Consider the following 26,348-nt stretch of genomic DNA (forward strand, 5'->3'; position numbering starts at 1 on the left):
AAGTATAAAATAGCCAAAGGATATAATGCATTTTTTATCAAATTGACGAAGTTTTCTTTTCAAAAAGCTTAAAAAGCTTATTTAGTCAGAAGTTCATTAAATCTTCATTTGATATGTAGAGTTTTATGGAACAATTAACAACGTTTATAAATCGATAATTCAACAAGCAAAATGAAAGCAATAAAAATTTTAATGATCGCCCTTGTAGCTGCCTTTACTGTAAATACAGTTAGCGCACAAACAAAAACTCCTGCAAAAGCAAAAGCTGATACAGCACAGGTTAAAAAAGTAAAAAAAGAGCATGGCAAACACAAAGCCAAAAAAGCTGAAGTAAAAAAATAATAATTAATATTTAATCTGCAATTAATCAGATTTATTCATCCATAATTAAAAACAACATGAAAGCAATTAAAATTTTAATGATCGCCCTAGTAGCAGCTTTTACTGTAAATACAGTTAGCGCACAAACTAAAACTCCTGCAAAAGCAAAAGCTGATACAACACAGGTTAAAAAAGTAAAAAAAGCACACGGTAAACACGCCGCAAAAAAAGCTGAGGCTAAAAAAGCTGAAGCTAAAAACTAATACCAATCACAAATGAAACCTACAAAGGGGCTGCCTTGAACTTAAGGCAGCCCCTTTGTGATTTAAGAAGCTGTGACCTAATTTAACGGCAGCTCACCCAAGCCTTCCAAAAACCATCCTGAATGGTATTTAAACGTTACTTCCTCTTCTCCAGATTTACGAATTACCTTTGAAGTAAAATCATGTGCGATTTCCTTTTTACTTTCTAAAACTGCTTTAGCTAAAAGGGCAAATTCATCCAGGTTTAAGCCATCTTCGATTACAAAATAAGGCTCTCCAGCTTCTGTCCAGCGGGTCTCTACCAATCCTTCTTCAAATTTTTTCTGTTGTTCTTCAGTCAATTGAGGAACATGGTTTTGATTATCCATATACTGTTTAATTAAAATTATTTAATTAATAAATCTTCTGCGAAATGCATAAGACAAAAAAAGACCGGCTTTGTGCCGGTCTTAGTATTTTAATACCTGGCTTATAAATTAAGCCGGAATTTTTCTAGGCACTTCCCTATCCCAGAATCTGTGCATCGCAATCATTTGTGCAAACAGATCTGTTAACGCATAAAGATCATCGGATACGATAATACCTTCCCTAAGTACGGTTTCAGCGGAATATTCTGCCGGAAGTTTTTTATGGAAATAACCAGCCTCCAATACTTGAATGGCAGCAGCATCAGCAGCAATCGCCTTGCAATGCTTAAAGGCTTCATTCAGGAAATGTACCGCATTGGCTTCAGCTTCTAAACTGGCTACACTGTTGGTTCCTCCCGGAACATACACGGCATCATAAAGTACAGATGCAGCAGTTAGAAAACTTTCATCTACCTGGATGTGCTGATCTTCTGCTGAAATAATCTCTCCTAATTTAGGTGCAATAATATGAACCACTGCTCCTTTTGCAACAAGTGCATCCTTTACGGTACTTAATGATTTTCCATCAACACCATCAGCAGCCAGAATAGCAATTTTTCTGGTAACAATCGAATCCTTTATGGTATTGGCCATGCTTAAAGCTTCAGATTTACCCAATGAACCTTCTTTCTTTTCTGATGCATAATCTGCCAGATCAGCATCGGCAGGAACACTTCCATTTAATTCGTCAAGAGGAATCTCAGGCACATGTAAACCTAGCGAATAGGCAACGGCAGCAGCAAGACCTTTATCAATGTGTGCTAAAACACCCAGCATACGCTCACGGATAGGTACCATTTTCACCTTACCCAACTCAAAACAAAGGGCATCAATCAAGTGATTTTTTTCAGGGTCAGACTGGCTATCGAAAAATAATTTTGCCTGAGAAAAATGATCGAAGAAACTTTTGCTTCTGGCCCGTATCTTTCTGGCATCGATGCGTTCATTATAACTGGTAAAACCTCCATTTGCAGCAGCAGTTTGCTGTGGATCATTCGCCGCAATGGCATTTGGTCCGTAACTGGTTTTGCCACGATTAATGGTCTGGCGCATGTAGCCATCACGCTGGTTATTATGTACTGCTATCACCGGACGGTTAATCGGGATTTCATGAAAATTTGGTCCGCCCAAGCGGATCAATTGCGTATCGGTATAAGAAAATAATCTGCCTTGCAACAGGGGATCATTGGTAAAATCAATTCCGGGAACGACGTGACCAATATGATAGGCCACCTGTTCTGTTTCTGAAAAGAAATTATCGGGATTGCGGTTCAATGTCATTTTACCGATTCTTTGCACAGGAACCAACTCTTCCGGTATCAATTTGGTAGAATCTAACAAGTCAAATTCAAATTTAAATTCATCTTCTTCCGGTATAATCTGAACACCCAATTCCCATTCAGGGAAAGCACCGGCCTCAATGGCATCCCAAAGATCTCTTCTATGAAAATCAGGATCTTTTCCGGAGATATTCTGGGCTTCATCCCAGGCTACTGCATGCACGCCCAAGAGAGGTTTCCAATGAAATTTAACAAAACTCGCTACGCCGGAAGCATTCACGAACCTGAAAGTATGCACGCCAAAGCCTTCCATCATACGGTAACTTCTGGGTAAAGCGCGATCGCTCATGGCCCACATAATCATATGTGCAGATTCAGGAAGCTGGGAAATAAAATCCCAAAAAGTATCATGGGCAGATGCGGCCTGAGGTATTTCATTATCGGGTTCAGGTTTTACCGCATGGATCAGATCGGGAAACTTAATGGCATCCTGAATAAAGAAGACTGGCATATTGTTTCCAACCAGGTCAAAATTCCCCTCCTGGGTATAAAACTTAACGGCAAATCCCCTTACATCCCGGGCAAGATCCGTTGATCCTCTTGATCCGGCTACCGTAGAAAACCTTACAAATACAGGTGTTTCTGCACCAGGATCACAAAGAAATGCTGCCCGTGTTACTTCAGACATGTCTTCATACACTTTAAATACACCATGGGCGGCTGATCCCCTCGCATGAACGACACGTTCTGGAATACGCTCATGATCAAAATGCGTAATCTTTTCCCTCAGGATAAAATCTTCCAGCAGGGTTGCTCCCCTATCGCCTGCCTTTAACGAATTTTGATCGTCACTGATTTTCACCCCATGATTGGTGGTCATCTGCTGTCCGGTACTATCGGCCACAAATTCTTCCAGCTTAGTGGTTTTATCGTTTTCAACCTGAGCAGGTTTAGTGCTATTATTATTTACTGATTTCTTCGCCATCCTATTTTCTTTTAAGCTTCCTCAGCTGCTTTATAATTGATTTCGTTGCCTGCGATATCCGAAAGTTTCGAATCCGCATTTTTCTCTTCAGAAAGTGTTTCTTCCAAAAGATCGCCAACTTCTGTTAAACCCAAAGTGGTAGCCAGTTGAATTAAACCACTATAAGATGCAATTTCATAGTGTTCTACTTTTTGTGAGGCCAGAATAATGCCTACATCACGGGTGGCCGTACCTGGTTCCGTTTCTTCCACAATGCCTTCACCCTCTTTTGTAATCCCTTCCATGGCATCACATTTCTTTGCAATGGCCTTTTCTCCCAGCAATTCAAAAACCTGTTCTAATCTGGCTACATGCGTTTTAGTTACTTCCAGGTGAGATTCAAGTGCAGAAACAAGTTCCGGGGCAGTAGCGGCAGAAATCATTTTTGGTAACGCTTTCACCAGGTGATTTTCTGCCCAATATAGGTCGCGGATACCGTCGGTAAAAAGTTCCTGAAGCGCTGAAGAAGAATCTTTAGTGGTTTTAGTACTCAACTTTGGTTCAGTACCGCTTTCCTGTTTTTTCATATTGATGTTTTGTTTAAGTTGATATTGGTGACTATACTACATAGTTGGATCAGAATTTATCTCTGGTTCCTTTTCTGCAACAAGTCGTTTTAAGAGAACCCATGCCAACACGAAATAGTTTTAAGAGTTTTAAGCAATAAATGCTTTTCTTTCTCAGGGATACCAAGTTAAAATCTCGATTCTCCACGCTAAAACGTAATGCTGATCAAAAGCATCAAATAAACTGTTCATTATCCAAACTTTGACTGGATAATATGGTTTTGATTGCATGGAAAATATCGACCAGTTGATGATACCCGCCGCAAGGAAAGGCGAAATGGAAGTTTTAGCAGAACTGATTCGCAGGGATGCCGATGTAAATGCACGCGATGAAAAAGGATATACGCCGCTAATTATTGCCTGTTACAATAACCAGCTAGCTGCCGCGAAGGCACTGCTTGATGCCGGAGCAGATATTAATGCCGCCGATGATGGTGGCAATACAGCGCTCATGGGTGTAAGCTTTAAAGGTTATATTGAAATTGCCAGGTTATTAATTGAACGTGGTGCAAAGCTCGACCTCCAGCATGGTAATGGTGGAACAGCACTGATGTTTGCCAGCATGTTCGGACGGAACGACATCTTGCAATTATTACTTTCCAGCGGAGCCAATGTAGACATAACTGATTTTCGCGGGCAAACCGCAGCAGATCTGGCTGCCATGCAAAGGAATGAAGAAGGACTAAAATTGTTAAATGCATCCTAACCTCATCCTGAATTAAATTCAGGATCTTCATCATTGTTAATTTTAAAGGTGCTGAATCAGGTTCAGCATGACGAGTAATGGTCGTTATTTACGTCATCAGATAAGCGGCACGGTGACAATTAATACATTATTTATCGATAAAAAAGATTGCGTCGTTAGCTAAAAAAGCATTCCCTTAATGATGGATTCCTTTTGACAACCCTTTTTTGCAGACTTCCCTCCCTTTTTTAAAGGAGGGAAGTGCATGCTACTATAATCTATTATTTTACACCAAATGCCTGTAAAATTCGCTTACAAATCTCAGTGTTCGGATAAATGCCAGTGAATTTTTGCGATCCCGGGCCGTAGGCAAAAACTGGAACCATGATGTTGGTATGGTCATCACTACTGAAGTTCCCCCTAACGGTACCTTTTCTGTAAGAAGCATCCAGCATGGAGAGCCCGCCAGTTTCATGATCTGCCGTCACGATAACCAGTGTTTCCCCATCCTGATCAGCAAATCGCATGGCTTCGCCAACCATCCGGTCAAAATCATGCAGCTCGGTAACCACATAAGGTAAATCGTTTGCATGTCCGCCATGATCAATTTGTGCCCCTTCAGCCATAATAAAGAAACCCTTTTTATTTTTAGATAGCAATTCCACACTTTTTACCAGTGATGTTTTAAGCATTTCTCCCCTACCCTTTAAAACACTTCGCGTAACGGAATCATCTAACAATACCAATTGCCTGCCCGATGCTGCTGTCCTAAATTCATTCAGGTTATTTTGCAACTGGTAACCTTTGGCCTTTAGTTTCTGCATTAAACTGGCATCCTTATTTTCTAAAAAACTTTTACGATTTGAACCAATTAACACATCAACCGGACTGTTCTGAAAATCGGCTGCAATATCCTGCGACATGGTTCGTTCGATCTGATGCGCATAAAATGCTGCCGGAGTGGCATCAGTGATATCTCCACTGGTGATGATAGCCGTTTTCATGCCAAGTGGCGCTAAAATTTCAGGAATAGATGATAAAGGCTTACCATTTACATCCATACTGATGTAACGATTATTGGTTTTTTGTCCGGTGGCCATCGCCGTAGCACCCGCCGCAGAATCAGTAAAATCAGAATTGGAAGCCTCTGTGCGTGAAAGACCAATATGCTGGATATTCATCATATTGAGTTGTCCGAAATTGGCACTTAAACCCGCCTGAATTTGAGCCAGTCCCATGCCATCTCCGATTAAAAGAATCACATTTTTAACCTTTTTAGGCAAACCGTCATTTTTATATGTGGGTTGATACAGCTGATACTTTTTGGTATTGGTGTACTCCAGCTTATCTTTGTTTTTATAAAACTCGCCTAAAACAGTCGGCCGATCTGTTCCAATCCAGTCTGCTCCCATTTGCTCCAATTCTTTCCAGCTATTCGGACTATCTTTTGTGGCCCAAAAACGAAAGGGCTTGCCCATCCGGTGTGCTTCAGCAATCACATTTTTCATCTTCTGCAAATCAGGTGGTGTTGGTGTACCCTTTCCATTCCATACGGAAAAATGCGAAAGATCATCACTGATCATCCCGATATGCTTCAACTGTTCATCAGTATAATTCCTCCCCGGACGACCGTCAAAAAAAATCATTTGCGGATATTGGCTAAACTGATCAGCTGGTGGCACATCACCACTCATTACAATTTTAATGGCAGATGGATTTTTAGACTGATCAAACACAGATTCATAACCTTTAATCTGTTTGATCAGAGTAGCAAGCACATGCGGGTAATCTTCCTTAATATCAATTACCAGCTGAAGTTTTTGCGAGGCACTGGCATAGGGTTGATTTCCGTTTTGCTTAAACAAGGCTACCAACGGATCAAGGTAAATCTTTTTCAGCGTTTTACCTGGCTTAATCTCGTTGCTTTCATGCGCTACATAAAGTTCTCCTTCGCGATAGAAAACATCAGCTTCAATGGAGCCCATCCCTGCGTAATAAGCCTGAAGTAAGGGGATTTGCTGTTTATAATCATTGTGACTATGACCATTATTGGCGGTCAGTTTCCGCTGTGCAGAGACTGACTGAATACCAAAAATGATGAACAATAAACAAATGAGTTGAGTGCTCTTTACCATCCCGGGTTTTGTTTAATTACGCCTGAACTGTTATCAATTTCTCTTTGCGGAACGGCCCAAACATCATGAACCTGTGGGTTAAACGTTCTGGCCGGCCAGATAACCGAACCATCATAGTCATGAAGTGGTTTGGCATAGGTGGCTTGTGCATCTCCCCAACGCACCAAATCGCGGTGGCGATCGGCCCATTCGCCGGCCAATTCATTCCGGCGCTCACGCTTTAAATCATTCATGGTCATTCCGGTTTTGGATGCCAGACCGGCCCTTACCCTGATTCTGTTTAGTTCGGTATCGCCTGCACCAGCGCCATTTAAATTAATCGCTGCCTCAGCTTTAATTAAAAGGACTTCAGCAAAACGCATTAAAGGCACATTTAAATCTGTTGTTCCATTATCGCCATTTGGGTTAACGTGGGTAGGAATGGGATTGGCATAACTAAAAGGCTCCATATACTTTTTAAACTGGTAATTTGAAGTGGCGCCACCATCTTTGGTAAAACTCCGCTCAGTGCCAAAAAACATAAATTTGTCGCCTGGTTTTAAAATGGTTACCTCACGACGCTGATCTCCTGTTTCAAAAGAATCATAAAGTTCTTTTGTAGGCAGGTAATAGCCCCAGCCATTATAAATTCCCCAGGCTTTGTTAGTCAGCATTACACCTGGCAATTTACTACCCCAGCCTGTGCCACCACCGTTTGGCGTACATACTACCGACCAAATGTATTCTTTAGACCAATTATTTGAAGCTTTAAATACATCAGCAAAGTTAGACAGCAAATCATGCTGACCAGAGCCAATGACCATATCAGCATATTTTGCTGCGTTTGCATAATCTTTCTTAAACAGATATACTTTTGATACATATGCCCAGGCAGCCGTTTTGTGTGCTTTGCCATAATCAGCGGATTTCATTGCTGAAAAATTAGGCAAATTATCTGCGGCTTTCAATAATAATGAAATGATGTAGTCATAGTTCTCTGTTACATTTTTTGCCCTTGGGATGGCCACAGATGCATCAGCATCCGGAGTTACAATGGGTACGCCAGCTTTATCATTACCATAATTAGCCGCCAGTTGAAAATAAACCAGTCCGGCATTAAAATAAGCATCACCAATAATCTGTTTTTTTAATGTTTCATCCATGGCGATGTTTGGTACATGGGTAATGATGTCATTTGCCCTTTTAATAATGGCATAACGCATGCTCCATTGCGATTCGGTATAACCACCGCCTACATAACTCCGGTTAAAGTTTTTGATATTATCTGCTTCTGGCTTATTTCTACCCGTAACCATATCATCACTGGCATTGATAAACCAGAACATGCCACGACCATAAAAATCTTCTGCATTATAATTTTCATACATTCCGGCTTCGGCCTTCATGGCATCTTCCTTTGTTTTCCAGAAATTTTGCGCCGACGGAGATCCCTCTGGTGTGATATCCAGTTGCTTGGTGCACGAGGCGAAAGCTGCAATAACAATCAGTGCCAGGTATTTTATATTCGTTTTCATTAAATTATAAATTAAAGGTTAACACTCAGACCAAAGATGAAACTTCTTGCTTGCGGGTAACGGCCCACATCAAGGCCATTATTATCCATCCCGATTTCCGGGTCGAAGCCTGAGTACTTGGTAATGGTAAATAAATTGTTGGCAGTGGCATAAACCCTTACCGCCCCGGTTTTAAGTTTGCCGGTGAGTGATTTTGGCAAACTATACCCGAGTGTTACATTGCGGATACGCAGATAAGAGCCATCTTCAATATAAAAATCGGAAGCATTAAAGTTTCCATTGTTATCACTGGTAGAAATGACAGGTACTTTTCCACCCGGATTTTCAGGAGACCACGCATCTAAAATGCCCACCAGCTTATTGTAAGAAGGTCCGCTGGCACTATAAGTTGTCCTCTTTACGGCATTGAAAAGTTTATTGCCCTGTACACCCTGTGCAAAAATATTGAAATCGAAGTTTTTATAACTGGCATTAAAGCTTAAGCCATAAGAGAAATCAGGATAGGCGCTCCCTGCGAAGTAACGGTCTTTGCTATCAATTGATCCATCTCCGTTAAGATCTGCAAATTTGAAATCGCCGGCTTTAGCATTTGGTTGAATTTTCTGTCCATTTGCATTTTTATAATGATCGGCTTCTGCCTGGCTTTGGAAAATACCTTCCGTTTTTAAAACGTAATAGCTATACAAAGGCTGGCCTACAGTAATGGCCAATGGAGCAAGCTCATTTCTAAAATTGGTACCTACAGCAATATTGGTTAATCCTGGCGCCAATTCTTCTACCTTGTTGTTAACTTTGGTTAACGTAGCATTTACAGAATAGGTAAATGCGGTGTTTTTAGCACTATTATAAGTTAAACCAAGTTCAATGCCTTTATCTTTTACTAAGCCTGCATTGATGGTTTGCGAAGTTAACCCCGCAGTGCCTGGCAAAGAACGGGTCAGAATCATTTTATCCGTTTTCTTAATAAAATAATCTGCCACCAAACTTAAGCGATCAAGAACCGTTACATCCAAACCTATATTCGTTTGTTTACTTTCTGCCCAGGTTAAGTTTTTATTGGCGAGAATGGTTTGAACATAACCGTTTTGCAGGGTTGGTGTTTGACCGAAATAACTTTGTGTTGCAGCCAGTAACGGATTAACCGCTGATGAGGATAAACTCCCCAGATTACCTAAAATACCATAACTTCCTCTTAGCTTTAGTTCATTTAACCAGTTTGCTGTTTTTAAAAATTCTTCTTTGTTGATAGACCAACCGGCTGAAACAGAGCCATAATTTCTAAACCTGTTTTCTTTGGCAAGCATAGATGAACCATCTCTTCTGCCGATAAATGACAATAAATATTTTTCCTTATAATTATAATTGGCCCTTAAAAACAGTGATGAAATGGCTTTGGCGTCATAATAACTGGTAGAAGGTTGAATAATGGTGGCATTGGTTAAATAACGGTACTGATTAGACTCATCATCAAAGCCAGATCCGGAGGTATACAAGCCATTGCTTTTGGTTTTCTGAAAGGTATAGCCACCTGTTAAATCAATTTGATTAGATCCAATGGTCGTTTTGTAGTTTAGTACCTGTTCTGCTAAAAAATCATTTACCGCATCTGCTCTTTGTATCAAACTATTGCTTAACACCGGCTTTCCAACTTCCGGGCGTTTTGGTGTAAAACTTTTAAATTGGGCATCTGATTTGGTGATACTCAGGTTTGACCGAAAACTTAAACCTTTGGCCAGCTGAAGGGTAGCATAAGGATTCACCACCAACACGTTGACAGGGTTATTGATGTCAATTCTTTTTAATTCGGCAACCGGATTAATAATATCTCCGTAATCACCGGCATATTGTCCGCCAGGTAAACCTGCAAAACTGCCATCAGCATTGTAAGGTGTACCGTTTGTAGGGTAATAAATGGCCGACAAAAGTGCACCCGTATAATCACTGCTGGTATTGGCACCATTACCATTGGTACTGCTATAAGAAAGGTTTTCACCCACTTTTAACCAGGGTGTAAGTTCATGTTCAGAATTGACCCTGAAATTATAGCGTTTGCTTTTAGTATTCAATACAATGCCTTCAGCATTGCGGTAATTGAAACTTAAATAAAAGGTTGATTTTTCACTTCCCCCGTTAATAGCCGTATTATAGTCCTGCAATAAGGCATTTCTAAACACCTCATCCATCCAGTTGGTTCTGGTGGTTTGTCCGTCAGGATATTTGGAAAGATCAAATGCAGGCAAAATGGTTGTTCCGCCGTTTTTAGCTGCCGTTGCTGCCACCTGTGCACGTTGCTGGGCATTTAAGGTTTCCAGCTTTTTCCAGGCACTTTGTTCTCCAACCTTGGCATCAAAGCTGATCTGCATTTTGCCTTTCTTTCCTTTTTTAGTGGTGATTAAAACCACACCACCAGAAGCACGCGCACCATAAATTGCTGCGGAAGCATCTTTCAATACCGATATTGATTCGATATCGTTAGGGTTCAGGTTTGGCGTCCCCAGAAAGATAGATCCATCAATGACGTAAAGAACACTTTCGCCATTAATTCCACCCGCTCCTCTGATATTGATTCTGGGTGCTGATGTCGGGTCGCCACCTTCATTGGTTACGATTACGCCTGGCGATTTACCAGCCAATACTTCTCCAACACTATTTACAGACCTCGATGACAGTTTATCCAGTGAAACCAAACTCACCGCTCCTGTTAATGTTTCTTTCTTCTGGGTTCCGTAACCTACCACCACCACATCTGCCAACATAGACCTTTCCTCGTTCATTATAACGTTAATGGTGAGGTGATCACCCACGGTTACCTCTTTGGTGCGGTAACCGATCATGGAAAAGGAAAGCACCGTTTGTGCACTTACTTCAATGCGGTATGCACCATTGGCATCAGTAGTGGTACCGCTTTGGGTGCCCACTACTTTAACGGATACACCAGGTAAAACCAAACCGGTTGAATCTTTCACTACACCTGTTACAATCCGGTCGGGTTGATTAAAAGTAGCATTATTCAAAATGACGTAGTCGCCCTTTTCTTCTACGCGAAGGCCTAATTTATCCAGCAAAGAACGAACAGGCTCCATCTGAAAATCACCGCTGAGCTGGGTATTTGTTTTTTGAAGAAGATCGGGATTGTAAACAAAGCTTAAACCTGAAACGCTTTCGATCTCCCGGATAATTTCATTGAGTTTACGGCCCTTGCTGATTTTAATGTTCACTTTGCTTTTGGCCAATCGCTGGGCCATACCGGGCGAAGCCAAAAGTGAGCTGCAGAATATGCAGATGATTGAAAATGTTAAGCATGAATATTTCATGATCTGATAAAGAGATAAGGTCCTCCTGGACGAGGTTGTTTTCATTTGTTTGTTTGCTTATAAGAATTAAAATAGTTGCGAATAGTCTGTTTGAATAGCCACAGGTAGTTTATGAATGATTTAATTATACATTATTGATAGATTTTAAATGTTTGGTGATTTTGATCTGAACTAAATTTGAGGTGATGCAGTGTGCAAATGATATCAAGAATTTCTTCAGGCCGCTGTGCACTGTTAAATGTTGCCGTTGTTTTTAAGTTCACTAAGGAAGTTTGATGCAGCTGAATTTTAATATGATAGAGGTATTCCATCCGCCGGACAACCTGCATTAGTGTGGTTCCATTGAAATTGATTTCAACGGGGCGGACATCACGAATAGTATTGAGGATAGATTTGCCGCTAGTTTTATTAAATGAAAGTTTCTGATTTCTGGTTAACGTTCCCAGCAGTTTATCTTCATTTTTAATGGCCACCTTACCTGTTGAAACGATGACTTCCACTTCTTTTCTGGCATAATAGGCACGAATGAGAAACGAAGTTCCTAATACGGAAACACTTAAATGGTTGGGAAGCTTCACCTGAAAAGGTCTTTTTTCATCATGCGCAATGGAAAAAAATGCTTCTCCTTCTATGATGGAAACCTTTCTGGAATTTTTCAGGAATTTCTCAGGGTAAGTGATTTTGGCTAAAGGGGCTAAAGTAATTTCCGAACCATCGCTCAGTATAATCTTTTTACGCTCGCCTGCCTGGGTTGAGGCCGTGATTTGTGTGTTAGGGATTTCATGCCCTGTATGCTGTTGCCAAAGCCAGAGCGTAACAGAAACAACAATTACAATGGCAGCGGCAATGTTGATCCAGTGTTCCAATAAGAAAGGTTTCCTGGTTTCCTGATGATTAATAGCCAATCGCAGTTTTTGAAACATCTCTTCACTGATGGCAGCTTTTTGCTTGCCTGCAGGTGCTTCCTGATTGGTGCCTAAAGCATTGTACCAATCTGTTACCTGATCACATTCTTCAGAACTTGCCGCTCCGTCCAGATATTTCTCCAACAGTTGTTTTGCCTTTTCTACGCTCATTTGTATAGATGTCGTTTCAAAAGGAAAAGGGTACTAACCAAAAATGTTATCAGTAAGTTAAGTTTTGGTTAAGACCGGTAAAACGAAGAAAAGACCAGGTCTCAAATGAATCAAAACCATAAAAATGCGATAAGCAGCAAGTAGGATAAGTTTTCGCGGAGTATTTTCATTGCTGTGGTAATCTGGTTTTTTACCGTCTGTACAGAAATGTTAAGTTCAGCTGCAATCTCCTTAACGGTTTTATCCTGTTCCCTGCTCATCGAAATCACCAAACGCATCCGCTCAGGTAAAAGTTGCAGTACAGCCTCTACCTCTTTTGCGGTATCCTGGCGTATGAGGTGTTCATCCGGGGCAATTTCCCTCCGCTGATTCATCAGGTTGGCGTATTCAACCTGGTGAATATCTTTAATGGAACTGGATCTGTAATAATCAATTACCCTATTTTTTACCGCACCACATAAGTAGCCGGAAAGGTTGCCCGTTAAATCAAGTTTCTTTCGTTTTTCCCATAAAGAGATAAAAATCTCCTGCGTGATGTCTTGCGCAAGTATTTCGTCGCCCAGCTTTTTAAAGGCTAAATCAAATACCTTTTCCCAATGGATATGGAATATTTGCTCCATTGCAGAAGGATCATCGTTTTTTAATGATGCAATTAATAAGTCGCTCAATGCTTTTAGTTTGCTGCAGCAAAGCTAGCAAGCCAATATTCACTTCATATTAATTCTTTATAAAGAGTGATGCATTAACTGCTCTTTCATGAAGGACTTGTTTCAAATTAGTATCTGTATTAAGTAATTAGAACATCAATAAAACCTAAAATACTGATTTTCAAAAGGAAATAAAATAATTTAAACATTATTTAATTATAAATGTTGGCTCTTTAAATCGAAAATAATCTCGGTTATTATATTTATTATTAAATCATTTATCATGAAAAAAATTTTTATCTCTAGTTTATTCTCAGTAGCATTATTTATGGGTGTTGCTCAGGCACAAATTCAAAAAGGCAATGTAATGGTTGGTGGAAACCTGGCCAATATCAATTTAGGTTTGGATAACCCTAAAGTTTTCAGTGTAGACATTACACCTAAAGCAGCCTGGTTTATCCAGGATAACCTGGCATTGGGTGGATATGTAAACTTTGGTTTAAGTACGACAAAAAATGCACCAACTAGAACTAATTATGGTGTAGGTGCTTTAGGTCGTTATTATGCCGGTAAAGACGTTGAAGTGTTAAACCACGGACGTTTCTTTGCTGAGGCAACAGTTGGTGTTGGTGGTACCAGTGTAAGCAGAGGTGGTGCTAATACAAACGGCTTAAACCTAAGTGTTGGTCCGGGTTTTGCTTATTTTATTACACCAAACATTGGTTTAGAAACCTTGTTAAAATACAATGGTTTAGTAGGATTTGGTAATACTACAGCTCAAAACAGCTTAAACCTTTCTTTTGGTTTCCAGGTTTATTTACCTGGACAAAGAACGGCTAACAAAGTAAAAGGCGATATCCGTAATTAATAACGAATAAATATTACAAAAAATGCCGGTATCGATCAGATACCGGCATTTTTTATTTCTGTAAAAGAAGCATTTATACAGGTAGCCCTAAAGCCTCTTTTAATTCCTGACAATCTTCTTCCTCCAGCGAAATAATTTCATTCAGCAGATTAAAGATTCCCTCCTTTTCATTAGTTTTTAGCATCAGATCAAATAAACGGATCACCATTTTCTTTTGATCAATGTTTAAACTGCTAAATAATTTAGGTTCTACTTCATATAATATTTTAATCAGCCGGATTAATTTTGGTTTAACCAGTTCCTTTTCGTGTGCAGTTGTGTAATTCGGAAAAATCCCATCCTGCTCCAGACTTTCTATTAAGCGATCTGCATATTCCCGTAAAAATGGCTTTCGTTTATTTTTCAGGTAATCATTTAGTTCCTTAATTAGAAAACGATATTCCGGAGAAGATTTAGCTGACCCGAACAAAGCCACTTGTTCTTCATTTTCAAAACTTTTAAAATCAAAATCCCTGAAAAAGTCGCTATCTATATAAACGCTGTGAAAGTAATCGTCACTTTTTTTATTCAGGGTAGTGTAATCCTTATAAATTTCTTCGCCACCTGCCAGAAAGTAATATTTAGAGAGTTCTTTATGCAGACTCTCCTTCCAGTGTACATATTTGATTTTAAACCTAAAGGCTGTATCCGCATAGTAAAGCTCAAACTCTTCCATACTTTTAACATTGGCTGAGAAATCCAGCGCATTTCCATTCACCAGCACTTGCAGTTTCTGATGTCGGTTTAGTTCAATAAACCAACAAAATTCCTGAACTAAGAAAGGGATTACGGTTTGCTTAAAATCCAATTCACCAATACGCAGGTTAGTAAAGGTAACCACTGTTCCCGTCGTTTTAGCCGCATGAGGCTGCTCAAAGGCTTCGTAACTATTCAACCTTCCGGTATTGATTTGGATGACTCCCTGATGAAAGCCTTTATCATCCTGGTAAGTAGTATTCCAGCTGGCATTGTGGGCAAAAGTGAAAAAAGTAAGCCGGCCAACACCGTTCCGTCCGTGCATTTTGGAAGTATGCTTGGGAGCTGCAATTTGAACAGCCTTTTCTGATTCGAAAAAGGGATCAAACTTCTGCTGTAATTTTTCAAAGTTAATGCCATAACCATTGTCTGCAATTTGAAGACTATCCAGCCAGCCAAGTTCATTGCTCACATAATCGATGTGAATGGTATCAGCATTGGCGTCAAAACCATTCCAGATATATTCTGCTATCGCTTGCTTTTCATTATAATTTTTTAATACCCTTTGAATTCCCTTGGAGGTAATATTAACTTTCTCAGACATCTATTACTAAATTAATTAGCAAATATATCAGAATATTCCTGAATCTGTAAACTGTTGATGTCATTCACATCATTTATATTCAGCATACTAAGGGCAGCAAGACTAAATGAATTTAGTTGTAGGTATGTGGCTTATTCAATTATCTAACTAAAACACCATAAAAGCATAACTAACTTTACTATTCTGCTATTTTTATATTTTTAATTACGAATTTTGCTGAAAAGTAATTTTTAAATGAACATCGAAAATGTCTATGGCGATCAAAAGTGGGCCTCATCTGGCGGGCAATCACCCTTAATTGCTGTCTTTAAATCATTTCATCAACTTAATCCAGAAATTGAGGCAGTGATCAATGCCTATACTTTTCCGGTAAACTTTCCGAAAAATAAACACATTGCATCGCCTTTAAAAAGAAACAAGTATATCTATCTGATCCTGCAAGGCGCTGTTCATGGTTACATTAAAATGGGCAATAAAAAAATCACCACGTGGATTGCTGCGGAAAATGAACTTGCAGGAACAATCAGAAACCTGTGGGAAGATGTCATTACTGATGAATATATTGAAACCATTGAAAATGTGTTCGCCATTGCCATTCCACACAGCATGTCTAAATTGTTATACGAAAATTATCCCGTCGCCAACTATGTAGGCAGAAAGATGACCGAAATGTATATCAAGGGTGCATCCGAAAGGGCATTTATTGTGCGGTTACCTACAGCTTTAAAACGCTATCAAAGATTATTAATTTCTTACCCGCACCTGATGAACAGGGTACCGCTAAAATATATTGCCTCCTTTATCAGCATGCGTTTAGAAACACTTAGCCGTATCAGAAGTAAAGTTTAACAACTATGCTTTTTATAATCCAACTACATCATGAATATTATTCTCGCTTCTACTTCGACGCTCTTCGGCGGCACTTATCTCCACTACCTTAAAGATGAAATTATAGACCTTTACAAAGGCATTGATGAAATTATCTTTATTCCATTTGCCAGACCAGGCGGCATTTCGCACGATGAGTATACCGATAAAGCCAGGTTTTTTTTTGCCGCCCTGGAGATTAAGGTACGTGGTTTGCACGAATTTGAAGATCACATTAAGGCTATAAACGATGCGAAGGGATATTTTACCGGTGGCGGAAATACGTTTATGCTGGTCAAAACCCTTCATGAAAACGGCTTAATGGATGTTTTAAAAAGCAATATCGGAAATGGCAAAGCTTATCTGGGCTGCAGCGCCGGAAGCAATATTGCCGGCATTAATATGAAAACCACGAATGACATGCCGATTGTTTACCCGCCTTCCTTTAACTGTATGGAACTGGTTCCTTTTAACATTAATCCGCATTACCTGGACGCAAACCCTGACCTGAAACATAACGGAGAAACCCGGGAAACAAGAATAATGGAATTCTTAACTCAAAACAACATTATGGTGATTGGTTTAAGAGAGGGCAACTGGATCAGAAGAATTGGCGACCGGATTACTACGGAAGGTGCGGAGCAGACAAGAATTTTCGAACAACATAAAACCCCATATGAAGTTGATCCGGGTACAGTGCTTTAACAACAGCATCCTGATTAAAGACCTACCCTTTTTAACATGTGTAAATATGATGATCACATGATTTAAATTACTGAAAATAAAGCAGGTAAACTTTGTTATTGATACCGACTTTCTGTAAATTGGATATACCAAATATAGAAATCATGAAACTACTCAAGAAAATTAAAAAATGGGGGGATCAGCATCATCCTCAATGGATTGATTATTTCAGAATATTGTTAGGCATCATTCTCATCTGGAAGGGTGTTGGTTTTTACATCAATATTGAAGCCTTTAATCATTTAATGCGAGGCGCAATGCTCAGTACGGCATTCAGTATTAGCATAGCAGCTCATTTTATTATTTTAGTCCATATTATCGGCGGTATTGCTATTGCCCTGGGCACACATACCAGGTTATTTTGCCTGGTTAACCTGCCCATACTAATTGGAGCTGTCTTTTTCATCAATATTTCTGCCGGGATATTTAAACCCTATTCAGAATTCTGGTTTTCATCGCTGGTATTGATTGGACTCATTTGTTTTATTGTCGAAGGAAACGGGGTGCTGGCTGTAGACAAAACGCAGCCTGTTCCTCAATAATTGACGTTTAATCGGGACTTTAATTCTGGCTAAAAAGCCAGGGATGCCACTATTTCCGCAAATTGAGCTTGATTTTTCTTTAAAAATCAAATGCTAACTTAATGGTTAACAAGAAGTAATGTTTTTTATTGAATATTAAAGCTAAAATGATTTGCAGATTACGATCAACTTTGTACTTTTGCAGCGGAGAGCTGGCAGAGTGGTCGAATGCGGCAGTCTTGAAAACTGTTGACTGTAATAGGTCCGGGGGTTCGAATCCCTCGCTCTCCGCAGCATAAAATTAAAAGCCTGTTTATCGTATGATAGACAGGCTTTTTGCTTTTTGGTAAAAAATATAAGGCATGATTTTACCGGCGAATATGATTTCTGTTTGAGGCGGTTCGGAGAAGCAATAATAACTTTGCGGTAAAGTACCTTAAAAATTTCGGAAAGATTATCAGAATCTGTTTGGCAAATGGATGGATGACCAAGGAATCATTTCCTAAATTATAAGCATAGCGTTAAACCTGTGAAAAGACAGTATTTGACGGAAGGTGCAATTAAGATTATTGCTTCTAAATCCATATCTCGGAAAGTCTAATGAACTTGTAGTTAACTCGTTTTTTACTTTTACAGCCTATTCTTCCATGAGTCTGCTCATTAAAATTATCCGTTCCAGATTCTTTTTCATGGTAATTTCTTATTAAACTATTATGTCCCCATTGCCTGCGTTTTGGTTTTGGACAACAAAATATTCACTTAAGCCCTAAAAAAGTAATAGCTACGCTCAAATTACTTCCAACAGTCCGAGATGACACAAATGGACTAGGATATCCCCGGCCATTTCAAATGGTATCTGCCGGCTCCAGAAATAGATTAGCTCTCCAATGGTTTCACCTCCTTTAACCGAGCTGATAAGGGGGAAAATCGCGACATTGCCGATATAAGCAACTTCCCTCTCCAACATAGGATGCCGAATAGTATCCTTTAACTGTAGCCGATCGTTTTCGACACAGACTGCTTTGGTAAAAGTAACCTGTGGAGAAATCCTTACCTTTTTATGCCACAATTGGTCTATCGCATCTGCCGGCTTTATACGGGCACCGACAGTATTGTCTTTTTTATTGATGGGGCTTTCCTGTAACTTTAGCTTCAATTTAGTGTAGAATGCAGTTTCGTTAGCCTGTGCCGATATACCTACTTGAGATCTTTCTTTCCAGAAGCCGTTGTTGCTACCGGGCCAAGCACTATGGTAATATCCGCCTGTCCATTTTATATGCTGACTAATTGAATTTGCTATGTGATTCTCAAAAAAGGCCTGCGAAATTTCCACATCTCCGGAGTTAAGTATATTATTTACAGCAATTACCGTCTGTAGCGAAAAACGCATCGCTTTTTCCACTCCTGAAGAGGATAAGGGATCGAGTGTAAATGCGGCCTCTCCAATCCTGACATAGTTGTTGTCCCAGGGGTTATTATGACAATAATTCAATACCACACAGCTTTTGATTCCGGAATTTGAGAGACCAGTAAGCCCCTTACGAAACAATAAGGAAGAGGATACGCTGTGTTGAAAAAGCTTTTCCGGATACTCTTTGCGAAGATCTGCCAGCGCAAAAAAAGCCATCATCCTAAATAACTTATCACCTGGTAAGGGTGAGCCCCATAACCAACCATTTTCCTGTGCCTCTATCAGGGTACAGGCTGGCATCGAAACGCTGCTGGTATTTGCGTAAAGCGCAACCATCGGTGGCGTAGTAATGATTTTATCGATCATCCTGCTACTGCTCCTACCTCTGGAGTCAAGCACAAAAATCGTTTTGAGCTCCATACACTGATTTTTTATCCTGATCAGCACCTTCCAATGATCGCTTTCTCTGCGAAAAATTTCCGGCTTTGCAGGCTGAAACAACACCAGCCCCTTTGAAACTGCCAACTGGATCAGATCATGGTCCAGTTTCCCTCTATCTACCATAATACCGCCGTTATGGTTCCTTAGCTCAATATTTCCCTCTTTGGCATTCTCCCAGATTACCCGGGCTGGGAGCTCATCGATATAGCCACGCTCCTTCAGCAGATGTCCTGCACCCAAGTAATCGAAAATGTTCCGAATACCTGCAGATAAGGATTCCCCGATCTGCGGACGTGGAAAAACATGCTGTTCAACCAATGCTACGCGGTGACCAAGATCAAGAAGCCTGATTGCAGCAGAGGTTCCAGCAGGCCCTCCGCCAATGATTACTACGTCGAATACTTCAGGATTTCCCATTGAAACAAACTTAATTGAACCAGCCAGGTGCCAATCTCGAAATCCGCTCGTGTGCCTGAATGGTATAATGGAGCCAGCCTCGTATATAATCACAGGCATTTCTTCCTTTATCAATCACTTCATGATGACAACCGCCTCCACAGAGATAGCGGGCCCAGCACTGGTTGCAGGGAGACTGTTGATGCACATGTCTTGACTCCAGCCAACCATTCTGCAACTCTACATCAATGCCATTTAAAATATCACCCATGCGCCCGGCCGGTTCATTAACAAACCTGTGGCAAGCAGCAATTTCTCCATCTGCAGATACCCCCATGTAGCCTGCACCGGCGCCACATGGGTAGGGCCGGTGTGTTCCTTTATTGATTTCTTTAAGGGCATTGACCATATTCAGGTAAGGATAACGTTCACCCTGCAGCACTTTCTTTTCAAAGTGCAAACCACAGGCGATCATTGCCCCTAACAATTGCTCTAGGTCTTTTTCATCCATTTCACCTTTTCCGTTACTGGAGTTTAATAACGGGGAAAAACCTACACTATGGAAACCCATTTCGATAAAACCCTCAAGAACCTCAAGCAGATTAAGGTTTGCAGGAGTAACCGTTACACGGGCTGATACCTGCATTTTCCGCTGAATCTGCAGCAGCGGCTTAATATTTTCCATAATCTGATCATAGGTACCAGAACCGCTTTTCAGTGGCCGTTGTGCATCATGTTCTTCCCTTAATCCATCAAGGCTGACTGTAACGGAAAAAGCATATTTTTCAAAAAAAATGGCATCATCTTCGGTCAGCAATGTTCCGTTCGTAGTAATGGAAAAACCGATGTTAATATTTTTTTCCAGTGCCTTTTCGGCTGCGTATGCAGTTGCTATCCTTATCGCTTTCCGGTTAAGCAAAGGTTCTCCACCAAGGAAAGTAAGCTGTACACTCCCGTTTTCAGGACAGTCTTTAAGCAGTAGGTCGATCGATCTGGTGGCCACATCTAATGACATGCTTTTCATTGCGCCGCCAAAGCCTCCCTGATCTGCATAACAATAGGTACACCCCATATTGCATTTTTGAGCTATAGCCAATGAAAGCGCATAGACCGCGGGGCTTTTTAATGGCACATCATTTATTTTCAGCGGTGCATCAAGGCCCATATCCATCAGCTTGTTTTTAAGCCCGTTTTCATCTTTTGATCCCAGGAGCACTCGAAACTCTGCCTCAGTCTGGGGAGAAATCCGGTAAAGCATAGTGCCATTGGTAACCAATAACTGTGTATCCTGTCCACCTCTAACCAAGTGTACTTGCGGAGAGATCGGTTTGGATTCGGTTGCAATTTTTATCGCCATCCTGCCAGCTATATTGCCTGCCGGGGAATCTGTCTGTTTAAGCGTTAACATAAGTTATCTCCTTTTTTATAAATTCTACTTTTCCTGATCTGTTCCGGTAGCATCATTGCCCTTGATGATAAAACTTAGTTCACCCTCCCAGTTTCTGAACAAGTCATCATAACTCAACAGACGTGAATCTGTCCTATTGTCGAGAATATATTCACCTGTTCTTTTCTTTGCCATCCAGTTATCGCCGGAACTAAGTCCTTTTTCGTCCGGCACTACATTTACAAAATCCGGACGGCTGGCTGCCCAATAATAGCAGGCACATTCACGATAATCGTTCTGCCATGGCGCACATAGCCCTTGGGTCATTTCGCCCGGCTTAATGATTTCTTCAGAAAAAACACTTGTGTCAGCTTCAAAAAAGTGGTTTACTTTTAGGGGCACTTTTTGGTACAATTTTTCATTATCAAGATCTTTTGCCAAAGCAACAACCTCTGTTATTGATGGTCCAATGGTAAAATGGCATATTACTTCCTCTCCCTGTTTCTGTAATACCTGCGCCATAGAATTTGACCATTCCATAAAGGAAACTCCATTTGGATTGGCAGCAGTAATCAAAGGAATACTGTCGCCGCCCGGAAACACAGGACCAGAGGTAGCAACCATGGTTGGCTTATACCCTATCGCAACCAGGCGACAGCCTTTCAAATGCTCGAACTCTGGATCAGCGCTAACCACATAATTGTTATTTTCGATGAGCAAGATGCCTTCAAATGCACGCCGCCAAAGGTTCCTAAAATCGAATTCGAGTCCTGGAAAACAGTTGGAAATCGCTGCCCTCGGCAAGATGGAAAAAGGATTTCCCTCACCCAGATAATGTAGCTGGGCGGTAAGGTTCGAGGCCTTTAGGGCCTTATCACTTAAAGAGGATTTATTAAGTGCTCCTGCCGCCTGGCTATCCTTGAAAATTGCACCGGCAGCTGCCTGGATTACCAAATTAATCTGGCGATGCGTCAGGGTAAGCGATCGCCCATCTGCACCGCGCATAAGTGCCGGCATCTTGCGGAGCATTGGGCTGGAAAGATCGCCAATTTCATTCGGATGGCGGAGCGCATCGGCAAACCATGCAGCTGCACCTGTGCTGAGACCTCCGAACACCCGTTCATGAAGCGCGCGCAAAGCCAGATTATCTACAATTGAGGTTGCCATTATCGGTTCATAAAGACGGCCAAAGTCATTGGTATTCTGTCTAACCATTGTACTGGCCGCATTCTGTATGCCTTCAAAAGAATTGCCGTTCATCACACTGGTATTCATCAACCTAATCGTTTCCAGTGCCCTTCGTACAATTTCCTCTGCTTCTTCAATATCTACTTCGCCAGTAACCTCTGGTCCAAGCAGGATTTGTTCGAGCTCATCCGAAACTACCCTGACTGGAAGCGTATCGGGTGCAAATGCCGGAGGTCCGGCGCTGATATGTGCCCTTGCTGTAAGCTTATCATCTTTACCCTTAAGATGTACAGAAACAAAACCATCACACTCATCATCCAGATAACCCCAGCTGATTCTATCATTGTTCTCCAGGTAGTAACCTGCAAATATCTGTGCCGGATTGGTGTAGGTGGGTTCTCCAACTCCCTTTTCACAGTAACCCCACCAGCCTTTTTCTTTGTCGTAGATCACAAGATCTTCCGAATTGATGATCGGATCAGGCTGATTGAGCTTGTTTGGACTCTCATTCCTAAACCTGCTCGAACCATAAACCTTTCCCGCCCCTGGAGTAAAGCGGAAGCGAACTTCAGGAAATTCGGCCGTTGGCGAAATAAACTGTACTGATCCCAACGGCAATGTCTTTCCAGGGAGGAAGTTTTCGCTCTCGCCTAGTAAAGGCGCGACAGCATGGCTATTGAGGCCTAAAACCTTAGCATAAATCTTATCACCTTCCTTACCTGTTCTCCGGAATATCTTGATATTTCCAACCTCTACGTCCCAGCTGATGTCTTTTAGACTATAGCCAGCCTTTATCAATAATGCTTCAGTTAAGGGAACAAGCCTGTCTCCATCTTCATCGGTAAGTGCAAATACTTCAAGAAAAGGCGCTACAGGATGTATCTTACCATCTTTGGATTCTACAGAAGGTGCATCCTTAAAATTGATCTGCTTTGGCAGTTTACCGGTAATCTTTCCCGAAACAGGATCAACACTAAAAGTCTGTTTTGGTATTATATTCCTGAAGTCAAGCGGTCTTTCCGGGGACAGACCAAGATCATAGGCGGACAGGGGAACTGCAGAGGAGCCCAAACGGCCGATGGCAATAGGGGGAAGAATGCGAAGCGCTAAAATTTTCATAACAATAAAATTTAGGTTATTATTTAGAGGTAGAAATAAGTTCTTTTATAATTGCTGAAAGTCCCTGATCGGCTTCCCTTAGCACATAAAGGTATTTGAGGTTGGTAGGTGATACAAAAGGCACCAGGCTTTCTATGATGGTTTCACTGGCATCTATCAGATCCTGATGTTCACGCCAGCGATTTCCCTCTCCCATCGGGAGATCCAGCGTATAAGGAATGCTGAAAGGTGGCCCTGCCATCTTATCATCTATCCCGGGCGGGTTAAGTGGTGTTTGTACGAGTACATTAGAAATACTTCTTAAATTGTACATTTCTCCAAATGTGGCATTGATAATGGTAGCTCTTGGTGAGGTAGCACCGTTATTGTTAAAACCATTATCTAACAGGAAACTATGCGCAAGGTAATTCAGCAACATCCGGTAGCGAACATTAAAGAGATGGGCCCATGCTCTGGCCTCGGGATTGGTTATTGCATCCTTCTGATAATCCGTCCCAACCTTTTTTGAAGGCTCCAGGCTACCGTCGGCCTCCCTTTCGGCAATAAATGGATTAGTGGCTACATTTCTTGATGGCTCCCATGATCCGCCTATTTCTTTTTCCAGTTCACGCAGCTCTTTGTAAACAAACAGAAACCGTTCGAAATGTGAAGGCTTACCAGCATTTTCTTCATTTGTCGGCGCCTCGCCCTGTTCGGAAATTTCAAGTAAGGCAGCGTAAGCATCATCCCTACAGGTAAGTGGGGCAACCAGCACATCCGGACCTCCTTTAGGTCCTGTTTGCGCACTGCCGCGCTGTCCTCCCGTATATCCGCGTCCCCATTCATCAAATTTAGCCTGAAAGGGATAGGTATTGGCATGAAAAAGTTCATCAGGAATCTGTTTATCATCATTGATAAGGCTGAGAATCACTGTAAAAAGCGCACCTACCCGGTGAGGATCTGTAGTATCTTTATATACTTTTTCTTTGACCTCGATAGCGATTGGATCATCACTATTGATCCATTCTTCAGGGGATTCAGCGTATACATACTTGGCAAGCGATTCTAAGGTAAGCCGTTCTAGTTTAAAGGGAAAGGGATAAAAAGGGGTATCCCAAGGGTAGTCCATCCGTCCAAAGTTTAACGGAGCACCAATAAGCTTGAGTACATTCTGTACAGAGATAAAATGCCCCATTTCTTCTTTTGCTATGCCAAGAATAATATCTTGCCAGCCTTTAACCTTTTGCTGATACTCTTCAGGGATTTTTGAACCACCGATACTGTAACCCGCATACAGGTACTGGAGCATCAGTCCATGCTCTATTTCTGCATTAATGTAGAGCAAAAAGGAAAGATAATCTTTAGCATTAAATTCATATGGGATTTCGACTTTCAGGTCTTTAGGATCCGGAGGACCGGAAGCCCCGCCGGTTTCAATAGCGTGGAAATTTTTGATTCCTTCGGCTTTCATTAAAGCCTCTGCTCTGTTGCTTTCCGCCAACTGAAAAACAGGCTTTAAAAATCGTTCAAAATTGCTTTGCATAGTATGGTTTTTAGAGGTTAAAATTTTAATATTTATTCTTTGAATGATACTATGGATGATGTATCCTCAACACGTTATAAGCAGCATACCCATTTGTATTTTAGGAAATACATAAAATCCGGATCTACAAGCCGCCGCTGTATTACACTTACCGATCGGTTTACACTTACTGAGCCATATGAAAACTCAACTACTGGAACCGCGTATAAATATATTGAAGGTATAAAGCTTGTAAAAATATTTTTTTATCAGTGACTGACAGTGAAATAAGATAAACCTATAGCGTCCACCACTTAAGGATGGAGTAATATGAATGGAGAGCATATCGTGAGAGCGTTTTGTAAGTTAGTATCTAATGTAGTATTTATAATATAAATAAGCAACTATAAAATTGTAAATAATACACAACATAAACACAATAAACAACCATCCATACCGGCTGAAAAAAAACATGGATATACCATTTGGAATTTTAAATTAATGATGAAACCTATTGTTAATTGAAAGTGATGATGATAAAAGGCGGGCTAACAGAAAAAATAACTAAAGAAAGGAATAGCGCTGCTTAAGGTCCAGCACCTGTTCATCCACAACCATTCCAGATCATATTTCTGGATAATTAATCTTGCTTTAAAACCAAAATAGGCCCGAAGTGTTTATAGTTACAAAATCGAAAGTCTTGATGAATTATTCACCACAAAAAAACTTATGGAAATAAGTCAAATCAGGGCAATATAATCCGGAATAATTGAGATTACAGCAAACCGGATCTGCACAGATGGCTTTAAGTAAATGGGTAACTCGTAAAAACTAACTAAAGAATTTAATTACTTAAATTATAATGAAATACATTCTAATTATCGCTTCTTTTCTTATCCTCAGCTCACAGGCGCATTCACAGATAAAACCAGTTCGAAAAGGGTGGCATTCTTTCACTATTCAATGGATAAGTTTTAATAAGACCAATCCAGGTAAGGTATATATTAAGAGTATTGGCGATGAGGAATATAGTATTGAAGGGGAACAAAGGGATAAAAAAACGAATGAATATGTGACTATCAAAGGGACATTCCTGAACCAGGGACGTACCTTAAAATTCAATGGTGATATTGTTTCAAAAATCAATTCGATTAACGGTGGCCAACCTTGCACACTGAACGGGCTTTCCATTTTTAAGGCCAGTGGCTCCAGAAAATACTGGAGGTTACAACAAATGCTTAACTGTGACGGTGAAACCACAGACTATATTGACATCTTCTTTTAGATCTGATCACTTCATAAAATAAACTCCATATCATTGAATCAATAACGCT

The 26,348-nt window shown here is 40.7% G+C and carries 21 protein-coding genes and 1 tRNA gene; 9 read left to right on the plus strand and 13 right to left on the minus strand.

Features of this window, described 5'->3' with window-relative positions:
- Positions 1 to 171 precede the first annotated feature (171 nt).
- Positions 172 to 342 (plus strand): hypothetical protein, encoded by a 171-nt coding sequence (locus OQX64_RS11600; RefSeq protein ID WP_172406444.1) that lies wholly within the window; start codon positions 172 to 174, stop codon positions 340 to 342.
- A 56-nt stretch (positions 343 to 398) separates the two neighbouring features.
- On the plus strand, positions 399 to 584 hold the full coding sequence (locus tag OQX64_RS11605) for a hypothetical protein (RefSeq protein WP_088300150.1): 186 nt from the start codon (positions 399 to 401) through the stop codon (positions 582 to 584).
- Positions 585 to 661: 77 nt separating this feature from the next.
- Here OQX64_RS11605 and OQX64_RS11610 read toward each other — a convergent pair whose 3' ends face one another.
- From OQX64_RS11610 to OQX64_RS11620, 3 genes are all read right to left on the minus strand, one after another.
- Entirely contained in the window at positions 662 to 952 is a 291-nt protein-coding gene (locus tag OQX64_RS11610) for a hypothetical protein (protein WP_265818883.1), read from the minus strand.
- Positions 953 to 1,060: 108 nt separating this feature from the next.
- Positions 1,061 to 3,256, minus strand: coding sequence for a catalase (locus tag OQX64_RS11615; protein WP_265818884.1), 2,196 nt, complete (start codon positions 3,254 to 3,256; stop codon positions 1,061 to 1,063).
- A gap of 11 nt (positions 3,257 to 3,267) precedes the next feature.
- Positions 3,268 to 3,822 (minus strand): ferritin-like domain-containing protein, encoded by a 555-nt coding sequence (locus tag OQX64_RS11620; RefSeq protein ID WP_265818885.1) that lies wholly within the window; start codon positions 3,820 to 3,822, stop codon positions 3,268 to 3,270.
- 268 nt (positions 3,823 to 4,090) lie between these two features.
- On the opposite strand from OQX64_RS11620, the gene OQX64_RS11625 reads away from it, so the two are divergent.
- Positions 4,091 to 4,567 (plus strand): ankyrin repeat domain-containing protein, encoded by a 477-nt coding sequence (locus OQX64_RS11625; RefSeq protein ID WP_265818886.1) that lies wholly within the window; start codon positions 4,091 to 4,093, stop codon positions 4,565 to 4,567.
- Between the two features lie 260 nt (positions 4,568 to 4,827).
- Here OQX64_RS11625 and OQX64_RS11630 read toward each other — a convergent pair whose 3' ends face one another.
- From OQX64_RS11630 to OQX64_RS11650, 5 genes are all read right to left on the minus strand, one after another.
- Positions 4,828 to 6,681, minus strand: a complete 1,854-nt coding sequence (locus OQX64_RS11630; RefSeq protein WP_265818887.1) for an alkaline phosphatase — start codon at positions 6,679 to 6,681, stop codon at positions 4,828 to 4,830.
- Positions 6,675 to 8,195, minus strand: coding sequence for a RagB/SusD family nutrient uptake outer membrane protein (locus OQX64_RS11635; protein WP_265818888.1), 1,521 nt, complete (start codon positions 8,193 to 8,195; stop codon positions 6,675 to 6,677). Before OQX64_RS11635 ends, OQX64_RS11630 begins: the two co-directional genes overlap by 7 nt.
- Positions 8,196 to 8,206: 11 nt before the next feature.
- Positions 8,207 to 11,554, minus strand: coding sequence for a SusC/RagA family TonB-linked outer membrane protein (locus OQX64_RS11640; RefSeq protein WP_265818889.1), 3,348 nt, complete (start codon positions 11,552 to 11,554; stop codon positions 8,207 to 8,209).
- Between the two features lie 86 nt (positions 11,555 to 11,640).
- Positions 11,641 to 12,585, minus strand: coding sequence for a FecR family protein (locus OQX64_RS11645; RefSeq protein WP_265818890.1), 945 nt, complete (start codon positions 12,583 to 12,585; stop codon positions 11,641 to 11,643).
- A gap of 110 nt (positions 12,586 to 12,695) precedes the next feature.
- Positions 12,696 to 13,253, minus strand: coding sequence for an RNA polymerase sigma factor (locus tag OQX64_RS11650; protein ID WP_265818891.1), 558 nt, complete (start codon positions 13,251 to 13,253; stop codon positions 12,696 to 12,698).
- 262 nt (positions 13,254 to 13,515) lie between these two features.
- Between OQX64_RS11650 and OQX64_RS11655 the strand changes: the two genes are divergently transcribed.
- Positions 13,516 to 14,100, plus strand: a complete 585-nt coding sequence (locus OQX64_RS11655) for a hypothetical protein (protein ID WP_265818892.1) — start codon at positions 13,516 to 13,518, stop codon at positions 14,098 to 14,100.
- A gap of 73 nt (positions 14,101 to 14,173) precedes the next feature.
- Here OQX64_RS11655 and OQX64_RS11660 read toward each other — a convergent pair whose 3' ends face one another.
- Positions 14,174 to 15,439, minus strand: a complete 1,266-nt coding sequence (locus OQX64_RS11660) for an ATP-binding protein (protein WP_265818893.1) — start codon at positions 15,437 to 15,439, stop codon at positions 14,174 to 14,176.
- Positions 15,440 to 15,673: 234 nt separating this feature from the next.
- Between OQX64_RS11660 and OQX64_RS11665 the strand changes: the two genes are divergently transcribed.
- The 4 genes from OQX64_RS11665 to OQX64_RS11680 all read left to right on the plus strand — a co-directional run bounded on the left by OQX64_RS11665 (position 15,674) and on the right by OQX64_RS11680 (position 17,862).
- Entirely contained in the window at positions 15,674 to 16,288 is a 615-nt protein-coding gene (locus OQX64_RS11665) for a Crp/Fnr family transcriptional regulator (RefSeq protein WP_088300168.1), read from the plus strand.
- 30 nt (positions 16,289 to 16,318) lie between these two features.
- Positions 16,319 to 17,011, plus strand: coding sequence for a dipeptidase PepE (gene pepE, locus OQX64_RS11670; protein ID WP_265818894.1), 693 nt, complete (start codon positions 16,319 to 16,321; stop codon positions 17,009 to 17,011).
- Positions 17,012 to 17,154: 143 nt separating this feature from the next.
- On the plus strand, positions 17,155 to 17,592 hold the full coding sequence (locus OQX64_RS11675) for a DoxX family protein (protein WP_088300171.1): 438 nt from the start codon (positions 17,155 to 17,157) through the stop codon (positions 17,590 to 17,592).
- Between the two features lie 185 nt (positions 17,593 to 17,777).
- Positions 17,778 to 17,862 (plus strand) — tRNA-Ser (locus tag OQX64_RS11680).
- Between the two features lie 496 nt (positions 17,863 to 18,358).
- Here OQX64_RS11680 and OQX64_RS11685 read toward each other — a convergent pair.
- Genes OQX64_RS11685 through OQX64_RS11700 form a run of 4 tightly spaced genes read right to left on the minus strand, consistent with a single transcriptional unit; the run spans position 18,359 to position 25,035 of the window.
- Entirely contained in the window at positions 18,359 to 19,840 is a 1,482-nt protein-coding gene (locus OQX64_RS11685) for an NAD(P)/FAD-dependent oxidoreductase (protein ID WP_265818895.1), read from the minus strand.
- A gap of 10 nt (positions 19,841 to 19,850) precedes the next feature.
- Positions 19,851 to 21,227, minus strand: coding sequence for a radical SAM/SPASM domain-containing protein (locus OQX64_RS11690; protein ID WP_265818896.1), 1,377 nt, complete (start codon positions 21,225 to 21,227; stop codon positions 19,851 to 19,853).
- A 24-nt stretch (positions 21,228 to 21,251) separates the two neighbouring features.
- Entirely contained in the window at positions 21,252 to 23,513 is a 2,262-nt protein-coding gene (locus tag OQX64_RS11695; RefSeq protein WP_265818897.1) for a hypothetical protein, read from the minus strand.
- A 19-nt stretch (positions 23,514 to 23,532) separates the two neighbouring features.
- Positions 23,533 to 25,035 (minus strand): ferritin-like domain-containing protein, encoded by a 1,503-nt coding sequence (locus OQX64_RS11700; RefSeq protein ID WP_265818898.1) that lies wholly within the window; start codon positions 25,033 to 25,035, stop codon positions 23,533 to 23,535.
- A gap of 841 nt (positions 25,036 to 25,876) precedes the next feature.
- On the opposite strand from OQX64_RS11700, the gene OQX64_RS11705 reads away from it, so the two are divergent.
- Positions 25,877 to 26,299 carry a hypothetical protein gene (locus tag OQX64_RS11705; protein WP_088300180.1) on the plus strand — a complete coding sequence of 141 codons (423 nt, stop codon included), beginning with the start codon at positions 25,877 to 25,879 and terminating at the stop codon, positions 26,297 to 26,299.
- Positions 26,300 to 26,348: the final 49 nt, after the last annotated feature.

Origin of the sequence: Pedobacter sp. GR22-10 (genome assembly GCF_026239715.1) — a bacterium.
Classification (GTDB): domain Bacteria; phylum Bacteroidota; class Bacteroidia; order Sphingobacteriales; family Sphingobacteriaceae; genus Pedobacter.

Bases quoted from the DNA above. Each gene is read 5' to 3' on its own strand.
- OQX64_RS11685 (WP_265818895.1), bottom strand. From the start codon at position 19,840: ATGGGAAATCCTGAAGTATTCGACGTAGTAATCATTGGCGGAGGGCCT.
- OQX64_RS11610 (WP_265818883.1), bottom strand. From the start codon at position 952: ATGGATAATCAAAACCATGTTCCTCAATTGACTGAAGAACAACAGAAA.
- OQX64_RS11615 (WP_265818884.1), bottom strand. From the start codon at position 3,256: ATGGCGAAGAAATCAGTAAATAATAATAGCACTAAACCTGCTCAGGTT.
- OQX64_RS11600 (WP_172406444.1), top strand. From the start codon at position 172: ATGAAAGCAATAAAAATTTTAATGATCGCCCTTGTAGCTGCCTTTACT.
- OQX64_RS11635 (WP_265818888.1), bottom strand. From the start codon at position 8,195: ATGAAAACGAATATAAAATACCTGGCACTGATTGTTATTGCAGCTTTC.
- OQX64_RS11630 (WP_265818887.1), bottom strand. From the start codon at position 6,681: ATGGTAAAGAGCACTCAACTCATTTGTTTATTGTTCATCATTTTTGGT.
- OQX64_RS11625 (WP_265818886.1), top strand. From the start codon at position 4,091: ATGGAAAATATCGACCAGTTGATGATACCCGCCGCAAGGAAAGGCGAA.
- OQX64_RS11700 (WP_265818898.1), bottom strand. From the start codon at position 25,035: ATGCAAAGCAATTTTGAACGATTTTTAAAGCCTGTTTTTCAGTTGGCG.
- OQX64_RS11695 (WP_265818897.1), bottom strand. From the start codon at position 23,513: ATGAAAATTTTAGCGCTTCGCATTCTTCCCCCTATTGCCATCGGCCGT.
- OQX64_RS11605 (WP_088300150.1), top strand. From the start codon at position 399: ATGAAAGCAATTAAAATTTTAATGATCGCCCTAGTAGCAGCTTTTACT.
- OQX64_RS11655 (WP_265818892.1), top strand. From the start codon at position 13,516: ATGAAAAAAATTTTTATCTCTAGTTTATTCTCAGTAGCATTATTTATG.
- OQX64_RS11640 (WP_265818889.1), bottom strand. From the start codon at position 11,554: ATGAAAACAACCTCGTCCAGGAGGACCTTATCTCTTTATCAGATCATG.
- OQX64_RS11675 (WP_088300171.1), top strand. From the start codon at position 17,155: ATGAAACTACTCAAGAAAATTAAAAAATGGGGGGATCAGCATCATCCT.
- OQX64_RS11690 (WP_265818896.1), bottom strand. From the start codon at position 21,227: ATGTTAACGCTTAAACAGACAGATTCCCCGGCAGGCAATATAGCTGGC.
- OQX64_RS11660 (WP_265818893.1), bottom strand. From the start codon at position 15,439: ATGTCTGAGAAAGTTAATATTACCTCCAAGGGAATTCAAAGGGTATTA.
- OQX64_RS11620 (WP_265818885.1), bottom strand. From the start codon at position 3,822: ATGAAAAAACAGGAAAGCGGTACTGAACCAAAGTTGAGTACTAAAACC.
- OQX64_RS11705 (WP_088300180.1), top strand. From the start codon at position 25,877: ATGAAATACATTCTAATTATCGCTTCTTTTCTTATCCTCAGCTCACAG.
- OQX64_RS11665 (WP_088300168.1), top strand. From the start codon at position 15,674: ATGAACATCGAAAATGTCTATGGCGATCAAAAGTGGGCCTCATCTGGC.
- OQX64_RS11645 (WP_265818890.1), bottom strand. From the start codon at position 12,585: ATGAGCGTAGAAAAGGCAAAACAACTGTTGGAGAAATATCTGGACGGA.
- pepE (WP_265818894.1), top strand. From the start codon at position 16,319: ATGAATATTATTCTCGCTTCTACTTCGACGCTCTTCGGCGGCACTTAT.